The sequence below is a fragment of the Nesterenkonia marinintestina genome, assembly GCF_025420485.1.
GTDB classification, from domain to species: domain Bacteria; phylum Actinomycetota; class Actinomycetes; order Actinomycetales; family Micrococcaceae; genus Nesterenkonia; species Nesterenkonia marinintestina.
Genome location: NZ_JAOEFD010000002.1, coordinates 172,296 through 186,550, shown reverse-complemented (window position 1 = coordinate 186,550; position 14,255 = coordinate 172,296). Strand labels below are relative to the sequence as shown.

Sequence of the window (14,255 nt, the reverse complement as noted above, 5' to 3'; positions counted from 1 at the left end):
GACAAGGCGGCTCAGGCCCCCAGCACGCGGTCCAGGTAGGGATTCGCGAAGGCCCGTCCGGGGTCGATCCGGTCCCTCAGCCGCACCGCGTCGTCGAAGCGCGGATACAGCCGACGCATCGCCTCGGCGTCGAGGGTGTGCAGCTTCCCCCAATGCGGCCGGGCCCCGAATCCGGCGAGCACCTCCGAGACGGCCGCGAAGTACTCTCGGTGCTCCTCCCCGGCGGGCTGATGCGCGGCGACGTAGAGGCTCTCCCGGCCGTGCGAGGTCGACAGCCAGGCGCTGTCCGCGGCCGCGCAGCGGATCTCCAGCGGAAACATGGAGGCCCACCCCTCCACGCGGAACAGGTCGCGCAGCGCCGCCATGACCCCGGCGGTCTCCTCCAGCGGCATCGACTGCTCGGTCTCGGTGAAGCGGACCCGCCGGGACGCGGCGAAGATCTCGTGCGAGGCGCTCACCTCGTCCCGCCCTCCCCACACGGCGGTGCACAGGCGGTTCAGCCGAGGCACCGTCCCGGGGAGGAGACGGCCGATGCGGCAGGTCGCGGCCAGACCGAGGTTGCCCAGCACCTCGTCCTCGATCAGCCGGCGCGACTGCGAGCGCCGAGTGCGCGCCCGCCGCCCCGGCTCGAGCCGCCGGGTGGTCTTGGTCAGGACCTTCTCGCTGTGACCGAACCAGTAGAACTCGACGTGGTCCTCCGCCCGGATGCGCTCCGGCCAGCCGGCGACGACGTCGTCGAAGTCCTCCAGCCTCTCGACGATGTGCAGGTCGAAGGCCTCCACGCACTGCAGCGTGACCTCGGTGATGATGCCGAAGGCTCCGAGTCCGACGCGGAGTCCGTCGAGCAGCTCGGGTGCGGTGTCGTCGACGTCGAGGACCTCGCCGGTGCCGGTGACCAGGCGCATGCCCACCACCTGCGAGGAGACGGATCCGTAGGCCAGACCCGTGCCGTGGGTGCCGGTGGACACCGCGCCGGCGATGGTCTGCCGGTCGATGTCGCCGAGGTTCTCCATGGCCAGACCGAAGGGCTCCAGCAGGCCGGGGATGCGCCACAGCGGTGTGCCGGCCCGCAGTCGGACCCGGCGGGAGTGCGGGTCGACGTCGATCAGTCCGTCCATGCTGCGCAGGTCGACCTGCACCTCGGGCGCGACGGCGATGCCGGTGAAGCTGTGTCCGGAGCCGACCGCCCTGATCCGCTCACCCGCCCCGAGCGCCGCGCGGACCTCGCGGATCAGTGCGGCCTCGGTGTGCGGGACGAGGACCCGACTGGGTCTGGCACGCACCAGGCCGGCCCAGTTGGTCCACTCCCGCGGCGAGGAGCGCCGCCCGGGCCTGCTCAGCCGCCCGGGTCTGCTCATAGGAACACCTGCGACTCTCCTCGGTAGGTGGGGACTGCCCCGACGAGCCGACCGTCGTGGAACAGGTGGAGCTCGTCGACGTGCTCGCAGAGCTCTCCGGCCTTGGCGTGGCGCCACCAGGTCAGGTCACCGATCCGGGGCACCTCGGCCGTGCAGCGCAGCGGGGTCTGGACCTCGCCGGCGCCCTCGGCGGGCATCAGTCGCATCCCCGGGGGCGAGACGGGCAGCGGCTGCCGGTCGGATCCCACCGCGCCGGAGGCGATCCACCCTCCGCCCTGGACGGTGACGACGTCATGGGCGGGGCGGCGCACCACGCGCAGGCAGAAGGCGGCGGCGGGACGAGGTCGGAATCCCCGATAGCCGTCGAACAGGTGGGAGCCGTAGAGGCCGGAGCCTGCGGCGAGCTCGGTGCACTCCCCGCCGGCGCCGGTGCTCTCCAGGGACCCGGTGCCGCCGCCGTTGACGAACTCGAGGTCCGCCCGACGACGCACCGCCTCGACCATCGCGGGCCGACGTGTCCGCAGGTCTCGGACGGAGAGGGCCTTCATGCCCCGGACGATCAGCTCGCCCGGACGGGCCGCGGGACCCGTCCGGCGCCTGTCCGCCACTCCGGCGATCTGCGCCTCGTAGCCCATGACTCCGACGAGTCGGAAGCCGGGCCGCGCGACGATGTGCTCGGCCGCCGCCTCAGCCTGCTCCGGGGTGCGGACCGGCGAGCGCCGGGCTCCCAGCACGGCGGGACCCAGCCGCAGACTGCAGTCCAGATCGAGACTGACCCGCAGGTCCGGACGGCGGTGCGGGGGCACGACGGCGTCGACCAGATCCAGCTGCTCCGGGGAATCGATCATCAGGGTGACGGCTCCGGCCAGCTGCGGGTCGCGGCACAGCTGGGCCAGGGCGCCGGGCTCTGCGGTGGGATAGCCGACGACGACGTCGTCGCAGGTGCCGGTGCGCACCAGCCAGATCGCCTCGCCGAGCGTGTACGCCAAGACCCCGGAGAATCCGGGTCGGGCCAGGACGCGGCGCAGCATCTCCCGACAGCGGACGGACTTGCTGGCCACACGGATGGGGAGCCCGTCGGCGCGGGCGACGAGGTCCTCGGCGTTGGCGTCGAAGGCGTCGAGGTCAAGCACCGCCGCCGGGGCGTCGAGGTGCGCGGCGGCACGGCTGAGCATGGCCCAGCGGTCGTCGGCCTCGATGCTCACTCGGCCGAGTCTACGCTCAGGTCCGCCGTCGGCTCTCCCTCTCGAGCGCCTCGACGAGCTGGGGCTTGGTCATGGTGGAGCGTCCGGCGATGCCCAGCCGCCGGGCGCGGCGATACAGGTGCTCCTTGGTGGCTCCGGCGTCGACGCCCTCGTCGCCCCGCGGATCCGGTGTGCCGCGGCGCTCCTTGGGCAGCCAGCGGTCGCCGACCTTCTCGAAGGTGTGCTTGAGTGCGTCGTAGGCGACCCGGCGAGCACGCTCCTCGTCCCCGTACCGGTCCATGGCCGAGTCGTAGGCCTTGGTGAAGGTGCGCTGGGCCTTCTCCTCCGACCGGCGGAGGGTGTCCGGCAGCTCGCCGGGCTTCGGCCGTCCCTGGGCGGTGGTCTTCGGCATGCTTCTGACCATACGCCTGACCTGGGACGCTGTGAACACCACTGGTGGAGGCGGGCGACCTCAGGAGTCGGAGATGAGAGGCACGAAGCGGTAGGCCCCGTGGGTCGTGGTCCGCACGCCGCCACCGGTGCGGGCGACCCGGTGCATGGTCCCCGCAACCGGGATGACCATGACGCCGTCCTCGTCGAGCTGGTCGACGAGCTGCTGGGGCAGGATCTGGGGCTCGGCGGAGACGAGGATCCGATCATAGGGTCCGCGGTCCGGCACCCCGAGGGTGCCGGGACTCGCATCGAGGATCTCGACGCTCGTCGTCCCCTGCAGGGCCGCCCGGGCGGAACCGGCGAGCTCGGGGACGCGCTCCACTCCGACGACCGAGCCGGCGGGTCCGACGAGCCTCGCCAGCAGGGCGGCGGTCCAGCCGGACCCGGTGCCGACGTCGAGCACATGCTGTCCCTCGCGGACGTCGAGCAGTCGCAGCATGCGCTCCACAGTGGTGGGCTGGGAGTTCGTCTGCCCGTGGCCGATGTCGATGGGACGGTCGGCCCCGGCCGCCCGCCGGGCGTGCTCGGGCAGGAAAGCCGTCCGGTCCACCCGTCGCAGGGCGCGGGTGACGGGGTCGTCGTCTGGGGCGTGTGTCATCCGAGCTGCACTCCCGTGCGGTCGACGTCGTCGCTCCTCCAGCCTACCGGTGCGCCGCCCGAGGGATCCGCCACCCGAACTTCAGAGCGAGCAGGCGCAGCGTGAGGACCACGGCGACGATCGCCGTACCGGCGACGGCGCCGAAGACGTCCAGTTCGAGGACCGCTGTGGTCAGCGCTGCTCCCAGGAAGGCCGGTGCGGCGTAGACCCCCTGCGGGTTGAAGATCTGTGGGATCTCGTCGGCCACCACGTCGCGCAGGGTGCCTCCGCCGACGGCGGTGGTGACTCCCATGAGGACGCAGGAGATCGGGTTGAGACCGACCTCGTGGGCGATCGTGGCGCCCATCACGCAGAACAGGGACAGTCCCAGGGCGTCGAACACGAGCAGGGTGCGGCGCAGCCGGCTCTCGCGGATCAGGGTGACGTAGACCGCGAGCACGGCGATGAGGACCGGGACCAGGTAGAGCGGGGTGTCGAAGGCGTTGGGGACCCCGGAGTCGAGGATGAGGTCCCGGATCACTCCCCCGCCGAGCCCGGCGAGTCCGGCCAGCAGCAGCGAGCCGACCAGGTCGAACCCCTTGCGGGCTGCGAGCAGGGCACCGGAGACGGCGAAGGCGAAGGTGCCGACGAGCTCCAGGGTGAGGACGATGTCGAACTGTGACACTGCCGAGGTCACCTCCGCGGCTTGAGCCGGGTGCCGGGCATCTGCGGGGCGGGCAGCGGCGCCTCTGCGTGGGAGGGGAAGTCGCCGAACTGTGGGTCTGCGGCTGAGCCGGCTGTGCCGGCCGTGCCGGCTGTGCCGGCTGTGCCGTCATGGTCGTCGAGCGGCGCCTCGAACCCCATCTCGGCCTGGTAGGCGGCCCTGTAGGCGACGATGTCCTCGTGGCTGCGGCCCACGAAGTTCCACCACATGACGATCTGCTCGTCGAGGGGCTCCCCGCCGAAGAGCAGCGCGAGGACGGGTTCGTCCCCGGCCTCGATGCGCAGCCGGTCCCGTCCGACGTCGACGACGCCGAGGTGGTCGGCCGGCAGATGCTGCCCCTCGAAGCGGACGTCGCCCTCGACGCGGAGCAGCGCGTGCTCGTGGTCGGCGGGCACCGCGACGTCCAGCACGGTGCCGGGCTCGAGCCTCAGCTCTGCGCCGCTGAGCGGGATGTACGGGCGGATCTCGGAGCGGGCGCCGAGCAGCTCACCGACGAACACCCGCGCCTGCCATCCGTCCCCGCCGACGGGGTCCGGACGATGGATGTCGAGGTGAGGAGCGACGAATCGATGCTCATGGGGCAGCGCGTACCAGAACTGGGCCCCGTGGAGCACGGTCGTCTCCTCCGTGGAGTGCTCCGAGTGGGTGATGCCGCGTCCGGCGTTCATGAACACCGCGTCGCCGGGACGGACCAGCGCCCAGTTCCCGGCCGAATCGATGTGGTCGATGGCGCCGGAGAACAGCCAGGAGACCGTGGCCAGACCCGTGTGCGGGTGACGAGGCACCGCCATGCCGCCGGTCCGGGCGACGTCGTCGGGTCCGTAGAAGTCCAGGAAGCACCAGGCTCCGACCAACGAGCGGGCCCGCTGCGGCAGGGTCCTGCGCACTCCCATGGCCCGGGGACCGCCCAGGGGGACCTCCCGGGGCTCGAGGACCTCCACCGTGTTCTCCCCGACGGTGATGCCGGGACTCAGCCCGTCGCGGGTATAGGTGCGGTTCTCACAGACGTGCTCCTGCGGGTGACGTTCCGTGTTGCTCATCCCGGGTCCTCCTCGTGGTCCTCCCCCTCGTCCCTCCCCCGTCGACTCTAGACTGTCGAGCATGACCGAGCTCATCGGCTCCGATCGGATGGCGAACTACGAGACGGCCCACTGGGCCATGCTCGTGCTGACCGTCGCGGTGTGCGTGCTCGGCGTGTGGTGGCTGCGGCACCTGCGCCGTCATCGCGGACCGGAGGCCGCGCACCGAGCCATGAGGATCGCAGGATGGGTGTTCCTGGGCATCACGCTGCTGTGGGCCGGCTGGCGGCTGCTGCCGGAGAACTTCTCCATGGGCTCGTCCCTGCCGCTGCAGTTCTCGGACGCGCTGCGGTTCTTCGCCGCGATCGCCCTGATCACCCGGGCTCGGTGGGCGGCGGCGGTGAGCTTCTACTGGGGCCTGACCCTGAACCTGCAGTCGCTGCTGACCCCGGACCTCACCTACGGGGCGTATCCGCTGCTGAGCTTCACCGCCTTCTGGGTGCTGCACATCGGGGTCTTCGTCGTCCCCGTCGTGTTCGTCGGCGCCCTGGGCTACCGGCCCAGGTGGCGGGACTTCGGCGTCACCTACGCGATCACCGTGGGGTGGGCGGCGCTGGCGATGACGGTCAACGCCGCGGCCGAGACGAACTACGGGTACCTCAACAACGCCCCGGACAGCGCCTCGCTGTTGGACGTGCTGGGACCGTGGCCGATCTACATCCTGTGGGTGGCCGTGCTGGTCGCCGTGGTGTGGGCACTGATGACCTGGCCCTTCGCGAGGCGGGTCACCCGTCGAGGCGGAGGAAGCGACGCAGCGCGGCGATGAACACGTCTGACTTCTCGGAGTGCACCCAGTGTCCGGCGTCCCTGACGGAGATCAGCCGGGCGTTCGGGAAGAGCCGTCGCATCTCCGGGTCGTGCTCCTCGGTCACGTAGTCGGACTCGGACCCCGCGACCCAGAGCACGGGGCCGTCGAACTCGGCGTCGCCGAGATCGGCGTCGTCGGGGAAGCCGCCGACCGCGTCCAGGTCACGGTGCAGCATGGACAGGTTGGCGCGCCACCGGAAGCCTTCGTCGGTGCTCCGGAGGTTCTGCAGCAGGAAGCCGCGCACGGTGGGGTTCGGGATGGGGTCGCTGAGCAGCTCGTCGGCGTCCCTGCGACGCTCGAGGGCTGAGAGGTCCAGGTCCGCAAGGGCGCCGAGCAGGTGGTCGAACTCGCCGTTCGCACCGCCGGAGGTCGGAGAGATGTCGACGACGACCAGCCGGTCCACCAGCTCGGGGTGCCGCAGGGCGAGGACCATGGCGACCTTACCGCCCATGGAGTGGCCGACCACGTGGACGGGACCGTCGGCCGCGGCCCCGCTGCGGAGCTCCTCGGCGACGAGGTCGGCGATCCGGAGGTAGTCGAATGACTCCGTCCAGGCCGAGGCTCCGTGGTCGGGCAGGTCCATCAGGACGCTGCGCAGCTCGGGCTGCAGCGCCTTGGCGATCTGCGAGAAGTTCCTGCCCTGTCCGAAGAGGCCGTGGAGGAACACGACGGTGCCCCGGGGTGCGGCCTCGTCGTCGGAGACCTCTGTGGTGTGGAGGGTGAAGGAGTCTGTGTCGGTCACCGGTCCAGCCTATCGACCCCGATGCCGATGTGGTCGCAGGGGACGCCTCCGGGACGCATGTAGACTCGCGGCAGGCCCCTGACCTGGGACGACACGACCCGAATCTCGATGGAGGCGTCATGACCGAGACGAAGAGCCCCGCAGAGCTGATCGAGCTGCTGGACGACATAGGCACCTGCATGTTCACCACCGTCGACTCCGAGGGTCGGCTGGTGTCCCGGCCGATGGGGATCGCCCACGTCGACGAGGACCACCGCCTCTGGTTCTTCACCCGCGTGGAGTCGGAGAAGGTCGACGACGTCGTCGGCGAAGGCCGGGTCAACCTGGCGTTCGTGGACGACAAGACCTGGGTCTCCGTGGCCGGCACCGCCTCGGTGAGCACCGACGAGCAGAAGAAGTCCGAACTCTGGCAGCTCGGCGCCAAGGCCTACTTCGCCGACGGGCCGGAGGACTCGGACGCGGCACTGATCTGCGTCGAACCCGACTCCGCCCAGTACTGGGAGGGGCCGGGGAGCGCCGCGGCCCTGGTGAAGATGGCCGCCGCCGCAGTCAGCGACGACCGGCCGACCATGGGCGACCAGGGGCGCGTCGACCTCTGACGAGGCTGTCTCGGCCGTGCGAGGTCGTGGCATGCTGATTCTGACCACCACCGCAGACAGAAGGACCACAGATGAGCTTCTCACTCCGCAACACCGTGCTCCGCGCCGTGCCAGGCGCATTCATCCTCAACGCCGGGATCGGCAAGCTGAACCTGCCGGAGGAGGCGGCCGAGTCCCTCCAGGCTATGGCGGTCAAGGGTGTGCCCCCGCTGGAGAAGCTCACCCCGGCGCAGTTCGCCAAGTTCATCAGCTACGGGGAGATCACCGTCGGTGCGGCGCTGCTCACCCCCTTCGTGCCCAACCGGGTCGCCGGGGCCGCCCTGGCCGCGTTCTCCGGATCGCTGCTGTCGATGTACTTCAACTCTCCGGAGATGACCGAAGAGGACGGCATCCGTCCGACGCAGGACGGCACGCCCGTGGCCAAGGACAGCTGGCTGGCGGCCATCGCCGCCGTGCTGCTGCTGGGCGGCGCCCGCGACGACGACTGAGGTCTCGATCGGGTCCGGCGCGGTCTCGAGCTCGAGTGCAGGTGGACGGTCGACGAGTCCGGTCAGCCTACGAATGGGCCGAGGCCGGCCACAGGATGCAGCGTCAGCTGAGGCGGCCGGGCCCCTGGTGCCTGGTCGCCCATGACTTCGGTGCGGTGAGGCGATACGAGTCCTCCAACAGCTCCCGCACCTCGTCCCAGTCGGTACGATCGTCGAGGTCGACCGCCAGCCACCCCCAGGGACCCCAATAGGCGGGGACGAAGAAGCGCGCGTCGACCAGCAGCGCCGGTCTCTCAGAGTCGTCCGGCAGGAAGCCGACGGAATGCTGATGCTCGACCAGGCCGTCGTCGGTCTTCTCCAGGCAGGCATACAGACCGAAGATCTTCCGGGTGAAGAAGACCGGTCGTCCGAACGAGATCTTCTCCTCCGCGCCGGGGAACGAGAGCGCACGTTCCCGCACCCGCCTCAGGTACGGATCATCGTCGGAGTATCTGACCTCGTGCGTCATCGGAGGGCCCGTCCGGTCGAGCTCCGAAGCCTCGCGGCGTCCATGGACATATTCTGACACCGGATGACGCGCGGCGCTCCTCCCCGCCGCCTCGCCCGTCGGCTCATCGGCCGCAGCCGGCCTTCTTCTATGAGGGTGGTTCGGGCTTCGTCATAGGCGAAGCCCGAACCGTAGTCATAGAGGAGCCCCGTCAGATCTGCTCCACGGGTGCCACGACCCTCGGCCCCGGGTCAGGGCGGCGGACCGTCAGTGTGCCCCGGCCCTGTTCCCGAACGGCAACAGCCGCACCGCTCCGAACACCGCCGAACCCGCCAGGAATCCGAGCACGAGGGAGAAGGCCGTCTCGATCAGCCAGCCGAGGAGCCCGCCGAGGGCGGGGACCGCATGGGCATGGTGGGCCAGCCCGTGGACGAACGCGTACAGCGGAGTGAGTCCGAGGTCGTAGGCACCGACGAGCAGGATGTGCCCGCCCACCCACAGCATCGCGAACGTCCCCACCAGCGAGATCACCCGGAGGACCCGAGGCATCGCGGCGACCAGCAATCCGCCGAATCGGGCGGAGGCGGCGCTGCGGTTCCGCTCCTTCAGATGCAGGCCGATGTCGTCCATCTTCACGATCAGCGCCACCGTGCCGTAGACCCCCGATGTGATCCCGACCGCGACGACGGCGAGGATCATCGCCCGTGTCGGCAGCGTCTGGTCGCTGACCTCGTTGAGGGCGATGACCATGATCTCGCAGCTGAGGATGAAGTCGGTGGTGATCGCCCCTCTCACGACGACCTTCTCCGCCTCCGCGCCCCGGGCCACCGCGGGCTCAGCCTTGTCCGCGTGCCTGCCGCGCAGCTTCTCCCAGACCTTGTGCGCGCCCTCATAGCTGAGGTAGAGACCGCCGAGCATGAGGATCGGCGTCAGGGACCAGGGGGCGAAGACGCTGAGCAGCAGCAGCGCCGGAAGGATGATGATGAGCTTATTGCGCAGCGAGCCGACGGTGATCTTTCTGATGATCGGCAGCTCGCGGGCGGGGGTGACCCCGGTGACGTACTGGGGAGTCACCGCCGCATCGTCGATCACGACCCCGGCGGCCTTCGCACTCGCCTTGGCCGCGCCCGCGGCGACATCGTCGGCGTTGGCCGCAGCCATGCGGGCCAGTGCGGCGACGTCGTCGAGCAGAGCGACCAGACCGCCGCTCACCGGAGGGCCCCGGGGCGGCGCAGGATTCGGACCGGCACGAGCTCATCGTAGACGAGCACGACCGCACTGGGGAGTCCTGTCTCCAGGGCTATCCGTCCCGGTCTGTGCGGCGCGTCTCGAAGGTGAAGCCCCGGGCTCTGAGACGGTCCACCAGCACCTCGCCCAGTGCGGTCGCCGGGGTGAGCACGCCGGCCCGCTGCGGGAGACGACCGGCCGCACCGTCGACGGCGACCGCCAGTGCGGCCTCCCCGAGCATGATCGCCGTCCCCGAGTAGCCGGGGTCGGCGTCTGCGGCCACACGGGTGGTGTATCGCGCGCCGCTCGTGGTGCTCGCCTCGATGTCCAGGACGAAGCGACCCGCGTCCCTGGTCTCCTCGGAGGGTCCCTCGCCGGGGTCCGGCAGGAATCGGTCCAGGACGGCTCGGGTGGGCCGGAGGGACATCCCCGCCGCCAGACCGCCCAGGGCGACGCCTGCCAGGACCGCACGGCCGGCTCCTCGGAGCCCGGAGCCCGTGTCGCTGACCTCGTTGTAGCGGAAGCCCCGCCCATAGGACCAGCCGGTCAGGGCGTTGCTGCGCCGGACGATGCGGGTGTTGAACGGGGCCATCGCGAAGGGCGCCGACCAGCGGCCGGTCGCCTCGTCACGACGGACCGGCGACGAGGCCCTGAGCTGGTCGAGCAGTGAGGCTCCGCCGAGCGAGATCCGGCCGAAGTCGGTGGGTTCCTGCTGACGGTCCGGGGACAGGCCGTAGGGGTCCCGCACCTGTTCCCGCCAGGCGGAGTCCCGGGACATGTCGACCATCTGCTGCCGCATCGAATCGATGGTGCCTCCGCTGAGTCCGCCGCGCAGCGAGCGCACACGCAGCAGCGTGTCGGTGAGCGTCCCCTCGCCGTCCGCGGCCGCCCGCCGGGCGGTCACCAGGACGCCGAGGTCCGAGGGGACCGAGTCGAAGCCGCAGGAGTTCACGATCCGGGCGCCGGTCGACTCGGCCCGTGTGTGGTGCCGGTCGATCGCCTCACGGACGAACAGCACCTCTCCGGTGAGGTCGCAGTAGTGCGTGCCCGCCGCGGCGCAGGCGCCCAGGAGCAGTCGCCCGTAACGGACATAGGGGCCCACGGTGGTGACGACGGTTCGGGTGCGGGAGGCGAGATCGGCGACGTCGCCCTCGTCCGTCGCATCCACGACGAGCACCGGCCACCGGTCGGCAGGCTCCGGGAGGTCGGCTCGGGCGGCCTCGAGACGCTCCCGGCTGCGGCCGGCGAGCGCGATGCGGAGATCTCCGGGAGCGTGCCGGGCCAGATCCTCGGCGGTGAGCCGTCCGACGAAGCCCGAGGCGCCGAACAGGACGAGGTCGAACTCGCGGTCGTCTGTCATGCCGTATCTCCTGAGCGTGTCATGGGTGTGTGGGGGATTCCGTCCTCCAGGAACTCCGGCCCGGAGGGGGCGAAGCCGAATCGTGCGTACCAGCAGGTCAGGTGCGACTGCGCGTCGAGCACGCACCGCCGCTCCCCGACCAGCTCGAGGGTCGCCCGCATGAGCTCCGCCGCCAGCCCGCGTCCGCGATGGGTACGGGCGACGACCACGCGTCCGATGCGGGCCGAACCGGAGTCCTCCAGGATCCTGAGGCACCCCACCGGCGCTCCGTCGTCCTCGACCCACAGGTGCAGGGCGTCGGACTCCATGTCGCGGCCGTCCAGTTCGGGGTACGGGCACTCCTGCTCGACGACGAAGACGTCGATGCGCAGCTGCCACAGCCGGTAGGCGGTGCGGGGGTCCAGGTCGGCGAAGCGCGACGAGCGGATGGTCACCACTGCGTGGTCCACAGCAGTTCGATCAGGATCGCCGTCCCCATCTGGGTGGCAATCAGCGGTCTGTGCCAGTGGGCCGGCAACAGGGTCGGCAGGATCAGGACCCAGATCGTGAAGGGCAGCCAGATCCGTTCGATCTCCGCCTGGCTCATGCTGGACAGCGTGGCCAGCAGGATCGCGGCGAAGCCCGCCCATCCCAGGACCGCCGGGGCGAACCGCTCGGGCGCGGCACGCCGCCGCACCTCTGCGATACCTCTGCCGAAGGCCGCCCAGACGGCGAGCCCTGCGCTGAAGGTCCACACCCCGAGGTTCGCCCACACCCAGTAGCCGTACGGGCGGTCGCTCTGGATCCCGTCGTAGTACCGGGTCACCAGGACGGGGAACGCCTCCCACCACCTGAATCCGGCCAGGGTGAACGCCGCGGCCACCAGCAGCGCACCGCCCAACGCCCACGGCAGGGCCGCCCACCGGCGCCCCAGGACGAGCACGGCGAGCGCGAGCACCCCCAGCAGCACGAGCCCGTAGGAGAGATAGACGCAGAGGCCCAGGAGCAGACCGGAGCCCAGTCCGAAGCCCACCAGTCGGGACCGTCGCTCCGCAGTCGCCGACAGGGCCAGCAGGGCCAGGCCCCACGCCGCCACGGCCGTGAAGAGCGCATCTCCGGAGACGCCCATCCAGATCGCGGACGGTGCGGCCACCACCCAGGGGGCGGTGCGGCGTGCCATCCGCTCCGAGGCCAGCGTCCGGACGGTGAGGACGACGCCGACGGCGGCCGTGCACCCCAGGGTCATGACGATCATGCCGGCCGTGTACGGGTCCTCGACGCCCATCCTGTTCATCATGATGAAGAACAGCGTGGCGCCCGGGGGATGACCGGCGATGTGGATCGGCCAGTTGTCGTCGACGTGCTTGGGGATGCGGTCGACGAACTCGGTCATGAACTGCGGGATCGAGGTGACCTCTTTGGCGCCGACGAAGTACTCGCTGTCCCGGTCGAAGACCTTTCGGATGGCCTGGGCGCCTCCCACGTGGCCCAGGGCGGCGGTCCACAGCCAGGAGCCGACGAAGGTCAGCGCGAGGAACTGCGGCCAGGTCGATGAGCGGCTGAGCCGGGGCCACAGCACGAACCCCAGCAGACCCACCGCCACCGGCAGCAGCAGCGTGGGCGTCAGCTCGGGTTCCCACGCGGCCTTCAGCGGCTTCCAGTCGTCGAAGTCCCCGGTGCCGATGGCCACGTCGATCGGCGTCACCCGCGGCACGATGATCGCCGCGGCGACCAGCAGCGCCCCGATGAGGACACCGGACCATGCGGCCGCCCAGGTCAGACGCGGAGACCGCGATGTGGAGGCTCCCATTGGAGCATGCTATCCCGCTGGTAGCATCACTCCATGTACCGTGCCCCCGGCGACCGACCGACATGTGATGTGGTCATACCCTGCCGCGATGAGGCACCTGCCCTGCCTGCGGTGTTCGCCACCATGCCGGAGGGCTTCCACGTGATCGTGGTGGACAACGGCTCCACCGACGGGACCGCCGACGTCGCCCTGGAGCTGGGCGCCGAAGTGGTGTTCGAGGCCCGGCCCGGCTACGGGGCCGCGGTCCACGCCGGCACGGTCGCCGCGACCGCCCCGCTGGTCGCCGTGCTCGACGGCGACGGGTCGATGGATCCGGCCGAACTCAGCGAACTGGTCGCAGTGGTCTCGCGCGGGGAGGCGTCCATGGCGGTCGGCCGCCGCAGACCTCGGCACAGCAGGGTCTGGCCGTGGCACGCCCGGGCGGGGACGGCGGCGCTGGCCTGGATGATCCGGCGCCGGAGCGGATTCGGCATCCATGACCTCGCACCCATGCGCGTCTGCCGGCGTGAGGACCTGCTGGCACTCGGCGTCGCCGACCGACGCTTCGGCTACCCGCTGGAGCTGATGATCAAAGCCTCCGACGCCGGATGGACCGTCCACGAGCGCGACGTCGTCTACTCCGAACGTGCCCGCGGCACCCGCTCCAAGGTCTCGGGCTCGGTCCGCGGGACCTGCCGGACGCTGATCGACTTCGCCAAGGTGCTGCGATGAGCGCCGCAGCCAGCCTGCTGGTGGTCGCCAAGGCGCCCATCCCCGGACAGGCCAAGTCTCGCGTCGCCGCGACCGTCGGTGATGAGACGGCCGCGCAGCTCGCCGCCGCGGCGCTGCTCGACACCCTAGAGGTCGCCGAGGGGCTCGGATGGCCGGTGGTCGTCGCGATCACCGGGGATCTGCATGACGGGGCACGCGCCGAGGAGCTCATCACCGCATGCGCAGGACACCGCGTCATCTCCCAGCGCGGGGAAGACTTCGCCGCCCGGCTGATCGCCGCCCACCACGATGCCGACCAGGGCCGCGGAGTGGTGCAGATCGGGATGGACACACCGCAGGTCACCACCGCCCACCTCCGGGCGACGGCGGAGTCGCTCGAGGCGCACGACGCCGTGATCGGGCCCGCGGAGGACGGCGGGTGGTGGGCCCTGGGCGTCAGGGAGCCTGGGTGGACCCGCTGTCTGACCTCGGTGCCCATGTCTCATCCTGAGACGGGCGCGCGGACCTCCGAGGCGCTGGCCCGCCGGGGTGCCAGCGTCGGTTCGGCGCCGGCCCTGCGCGACGTCGACACCTGGGAGGACGCGGTCGCGGTCGCGGAGCTCATCCCCCGGAGCCGCTTCGCCGCGGAGGTGCTGCGCATCGTCGAGCACGAGAGGTGGGCCGGCTGAC

Annotated in this window: 17 protein-coding genes; 5 read left to right on the top strand and 12 right to left on the bottom strand. The window is 71.0% G+C overall.

Annotation, left to right across the window (positions count from 1 at the left end):
• Nucleotides 1-11: 11 nt before the first annotated feature.
• From N7E59_RS03080 to N7E59_RS03055, 6 genes are read right to left on the bottom strand one after another with little or no spacing between them, the layout of a single operon-like run.
• Nucleotides 12-1,358: a D-arabinono-1,4-lactone oxidase gene (locus tag N7E59_RS03080; protein ID WP_261623446.1), complete on the bottom strand. Its 1,347-nt coding sequence runs from the start codon at nt 1,356-1,358 to the stop codon at nt 12-14.
• A complete protein-coding gene (locus N7E59_RS03075) occupies nt 1,355-2,563 on the bottom strand; it encodes an amino acid deaminase/aldolase (protein ID WP_261623445.1) in 1,209 nt (402 codons plus the stop codon). The genes N7E59_RS03080 and N7E59_RS03075 overlap by 4 nt, the downstream gene beginning before the upstream one ends.
• A gap of 16 nt (nt 2,564-2,579) precedes the next feature.
• Nucleotides 2,580-2,954, bottom strand: coding sequence for a ChaB family protein (locus N7E59_RS03070; RefSeq protein ID WP_261623444.1), 375 nt, complete (start codon nt 2,952-2,954; stop codon nt 2,580-2,582).
• A gap of 60 nt (nt 2,955-3,014) precedes the next feature.
• The gene (locus N7E59_RS03065; protein WP_261623443.1) at nt 3,015-3,593 is read right to left on the bottom strand and encodes a protein-L-isoaspartate O-methyltransferase family protein; all 579 of its coding nucleotides are present in this window, start codon (nt 3,591-3,593) and stop codon (nt 3,015-3,017) included.
• A gap of 43 nt (nt 3,594-3,636) precedes the next feature.
• On the bottom strand, nt 3,637-4,257 hold the full coding sequence (locus N7E59_RS03060; RefSeq protein ID WP_261623442.1) for a trimeric intracellular cation channel family protein: 621 nt from the start codon (nt 4,255-4,257) through the stop codon (nt 3,637-3,639).
• An 8-nt stretch (nt 4,258-4,265) separates the two neighbouring features.
• A complete protein-coding gene (locus tag N7E59_RS03055) occupies nt 4,266-5,336 on the bottom strand; it encodes a pirin family protein (RefSeq protein WP_261623441.1) in 1,071 nt (356 codons plus the stop codon).
• A gap of 61 nt (nt 5,337-5,397) precedes the next feature.
• Here N7E59_RS03055 and N7E59_RS03050 point away from each other — a divergent pair, with 61 nt between their 5' ends.
• Nucleotides 5,398-6,141 carry a YwaF family protein gene (locus tag N7E59_RS03050; protein WP_261623440.1) on the top strand — a complete coding sequence of 248 codons (744 nt, stop codon included), beginning with the start codon at nt 5,398-5,400 and terminating at the stop codon, nt 6,139-6,141.
• Here N7E59_RS03050 and N7E59_RS03045 read toward each other — a convergent pair.
• Nucleotides 6,101-6,925 carry an alpha/beta fold hydrolase gene (locus N7E59_RS03045; protein WP_261623439.1) on the bottom strand — a complete coding sequence of 275 codons (825 nt, stop codon included), beginning with the start codon at nt 6,923-6,925 and terminating at the stop codon, nt 6,101-6,103. The genes N7E59_RS03050 and N7E59_RS03045 overlap by 41 nt on opposite strands.
• Before the next feature lie 119 nt (nt 6,926-7,044).
• Here N7E59_RS03045 and N7E59_RS03040 point away from each other — a divergent pair, with 119 nt between their 5' ends.
• Together N7E59_RS03040 and N7E59_RS03035 are read left to right on the top strand one after the other, a co-directional pair.
• Nucleotides 7,045-7,524, top strand: coding sequence for a pyridoxamine 5'-phosphate oxidase family protein (locus N7E59_RS03040; protein WP_261623438.1), 480 nt, complete (start codon nt 7,045-7,047; stop codon nt 7,522-7,524).
• 71 nt (nt 7,525-7,595) lie between these two features.
• A complete protein-coding gene (locus N7E59_RS03035; RefSeq protein ID WP_261623437.1) occupies nt 7,596-8,012 on the top strand; it encodes a hypothetical protein in 417 nt (138 codons plus the stop codon).
• 103 nt (nt 8,013-8,115) lie between these two features.
• Here the strand turns inward: N7E59_RS03035 and N7E59_RS03030 are convergent, their stop codons facing one another.
• From N7E59_RS03030 to N7E59_RS03010, 5 genes are all read right to left on the bottom strand, one after another.
• Nucleotides 8,116-8,520 carry an MmcQ/YjbR family DNA-binding protein gene (locus N7E59_RS03030; RefSeq protein WP_261623436.1) on the bottom strand — a complete coding sequence of 135 codons (405 nt, stop codon included), beginning with the start codon at nt 8,518-8,520 and terminating at the stop codon, nt 8,116-8,118.
• A gap of 246 nt (nt 8,521-8,766) precedes the next feature.
• Nucleotides 8,767-9,711 carry a DUF808 domain-containing protein gene (locus tag N7E59_RS03025; RefSeq protein ID WP_261623435.1) on the bottom strand — a complete coding sequence of 315 codons (945 nt, stop codon included), beginning with the start codon at nt 9,709-9,711 and terminating at the stop codon, nt 8,767-8,769.
• Nucleotides 9,712-9,799: 88 nt separating this feature from the next.
• Nucleotides 9,800-11,086 carry a saccharopine dehydrogenase family protein gene (locus N7E59_RS03020; RefSeq protein ID WP_261623434.1) on the bottom strand — a complete coding sequence of 429 codons (1,287 nt, stop codon included), beginning with the start codon at nt 11,084-11,086 and terminating at the stop codon, nt 9,800-9,802.
• The gene (locus N7E59_RS03015; RefSeq protein ID WP_315942975.1) at nt 11,083-11,520 is read right to left on the bottom strand and encodes a GNAT family N-acetyltransferase; all 438 of its coding nucleotides are present in this window, start codon (nt 11,518-11,520) and stop codon (nt 11,083-11,085) included. Before N7E59_RS03015 ends, N7E59_RS03020 begins: the two co-directional genes overlap by 4 nt.
• The gene (locus N7E59_RS03010) at nt 11,517-12,875 is read right to left on the bottom strand and encodes a hypothetical protein (protein WP_261623432.1); all 1,359 of its coding nucleotides are present in this window, start codon (nt 12,873-12,875) and stop codon (nt 11,517-11,519) included. The genes N7E59_RS03015 and N7E59_RS03010 overlap by 4 nt, the downstream gene beginning before the upstream one ends.
• Nucleotides 12,876-12,908: 33 nt before the next feature.
• Here N7E59_RS03010 and N7E59_RS03005 point away from each other — a divergent pair, with 33 nt between their 5' ends.
• Together N7E59_RS03005 and N7E59_RS03000 are read left to right on the top strand one after the other, a co-directional pair.
• Nucleotides 12,909-13,586 (top strand): glycosyltransferase family 2 protein, encoded by a 678-nt coding sequence (locus N7E59_RS03005; protein WP_261623431.1) that lies wholly within the window; start codon nt 12,909-12,911, stop codon nt 13,584-13,586.
• Nucleotides 13,583-14,254, top strand: coding sequence for a TIGR04282 family arsenosugar biosynthesis glycosyltransferase (locus N7E59_RS03000; protein ID WP_261623430.1), 672 nt, complete (start codon nt 13,583-13,585; stop codon nt 14,252-14,254). The genes N7E59_RS03005 and N7E59_RS03000 overlap by 4 nt, the downstream gene beginning before the upstream one ends.
• Nucleotide 14,255: the final 1 nt, after the last annotated feature.

Coding starts and splice junctions, on each gene's coding strand:
- N7E59_RS03080 (WP_261623446.1), bottom strand. CDS start 1,358: ATGAGCAGACCCGGGCGGCTGAGCAGGCCCGGGCGGCGCTCCTCGCCG.
- N7E59_RS03070 (WP_261623444.1), bottom strand. CDS start 2,954: ATGCCGAAGACCACCGCCCAGGGACGGCCGAAGCCCGGCGAGCTGCCG.
- N7E59_RS03065 (WP_261623443.1), bottom strand. CDS start 3,593: ATGACACACGCCCCAGACGACGACCCCGTCACCCGCGCCCTGCGACGG.
- N7E59_RS03055 (WP_261623441.1), bottom strand. CDS start 5,336: ATGAGCAACACGGAACGTCACCCGCAGGAGCACGTCTGTGAGAACCGC.
- N7E59_RS03050 (WP_261623440.1), top strand. CDS start 5,398: ATGACCGAGCTCATCGGCTCCGATCGGATGGCGAACTACGAGACGGCC.
- N7E59_RS03040 (WP_261623438.1), top strand. CDS start 7,045: ATGACCGAGACGAAGAGCCCCGCAGAGCTGATCGAGCTGCTGGACGAC.
- N7E59_RS03035 (WP_261623437.1), top strand. CDS start 7,596: ATGAGCTTCTCACTCCGCAACACCGTGCTCCGCGCCGTGCCAGGCGCA.
- N7E59_RS03030 (WP_261623436.1), bottom strand. CDS start 8,520: ATGACGCACGAGGTCAGATACTCCGACGATGATCCGTACCTGAGGCGG.
- N7E59_RS03020 (WP_261623434.1), bottom strand. CDS start 11,086: ATGACAGACGACCGCGAGTTCGACCTCGTCCTGTTCGGCGCCTCGGGC.
- N7E59_RS03010 (WP_261623432.1), bottom strand. CDS start 12,875: ATGGGAGCCTCCACATCGCGGTCTCCGCGTCTGACCTGGGCGGCCGCA.
- N7E59_RS03005 (WP_261623431.1), top strand. CDS start 12,909: ATGTACCGTGCCCCCGGCGACCGACCGACATGTGATGTGGTCATACCC.
- N7E59_RS03000 (WP_261623430.1), top strand. CDS start 13,583: ATGAGCGCCGCAGCCAGCCTGCTGGTGGTCGCCAAGGCGCCCATCCCC.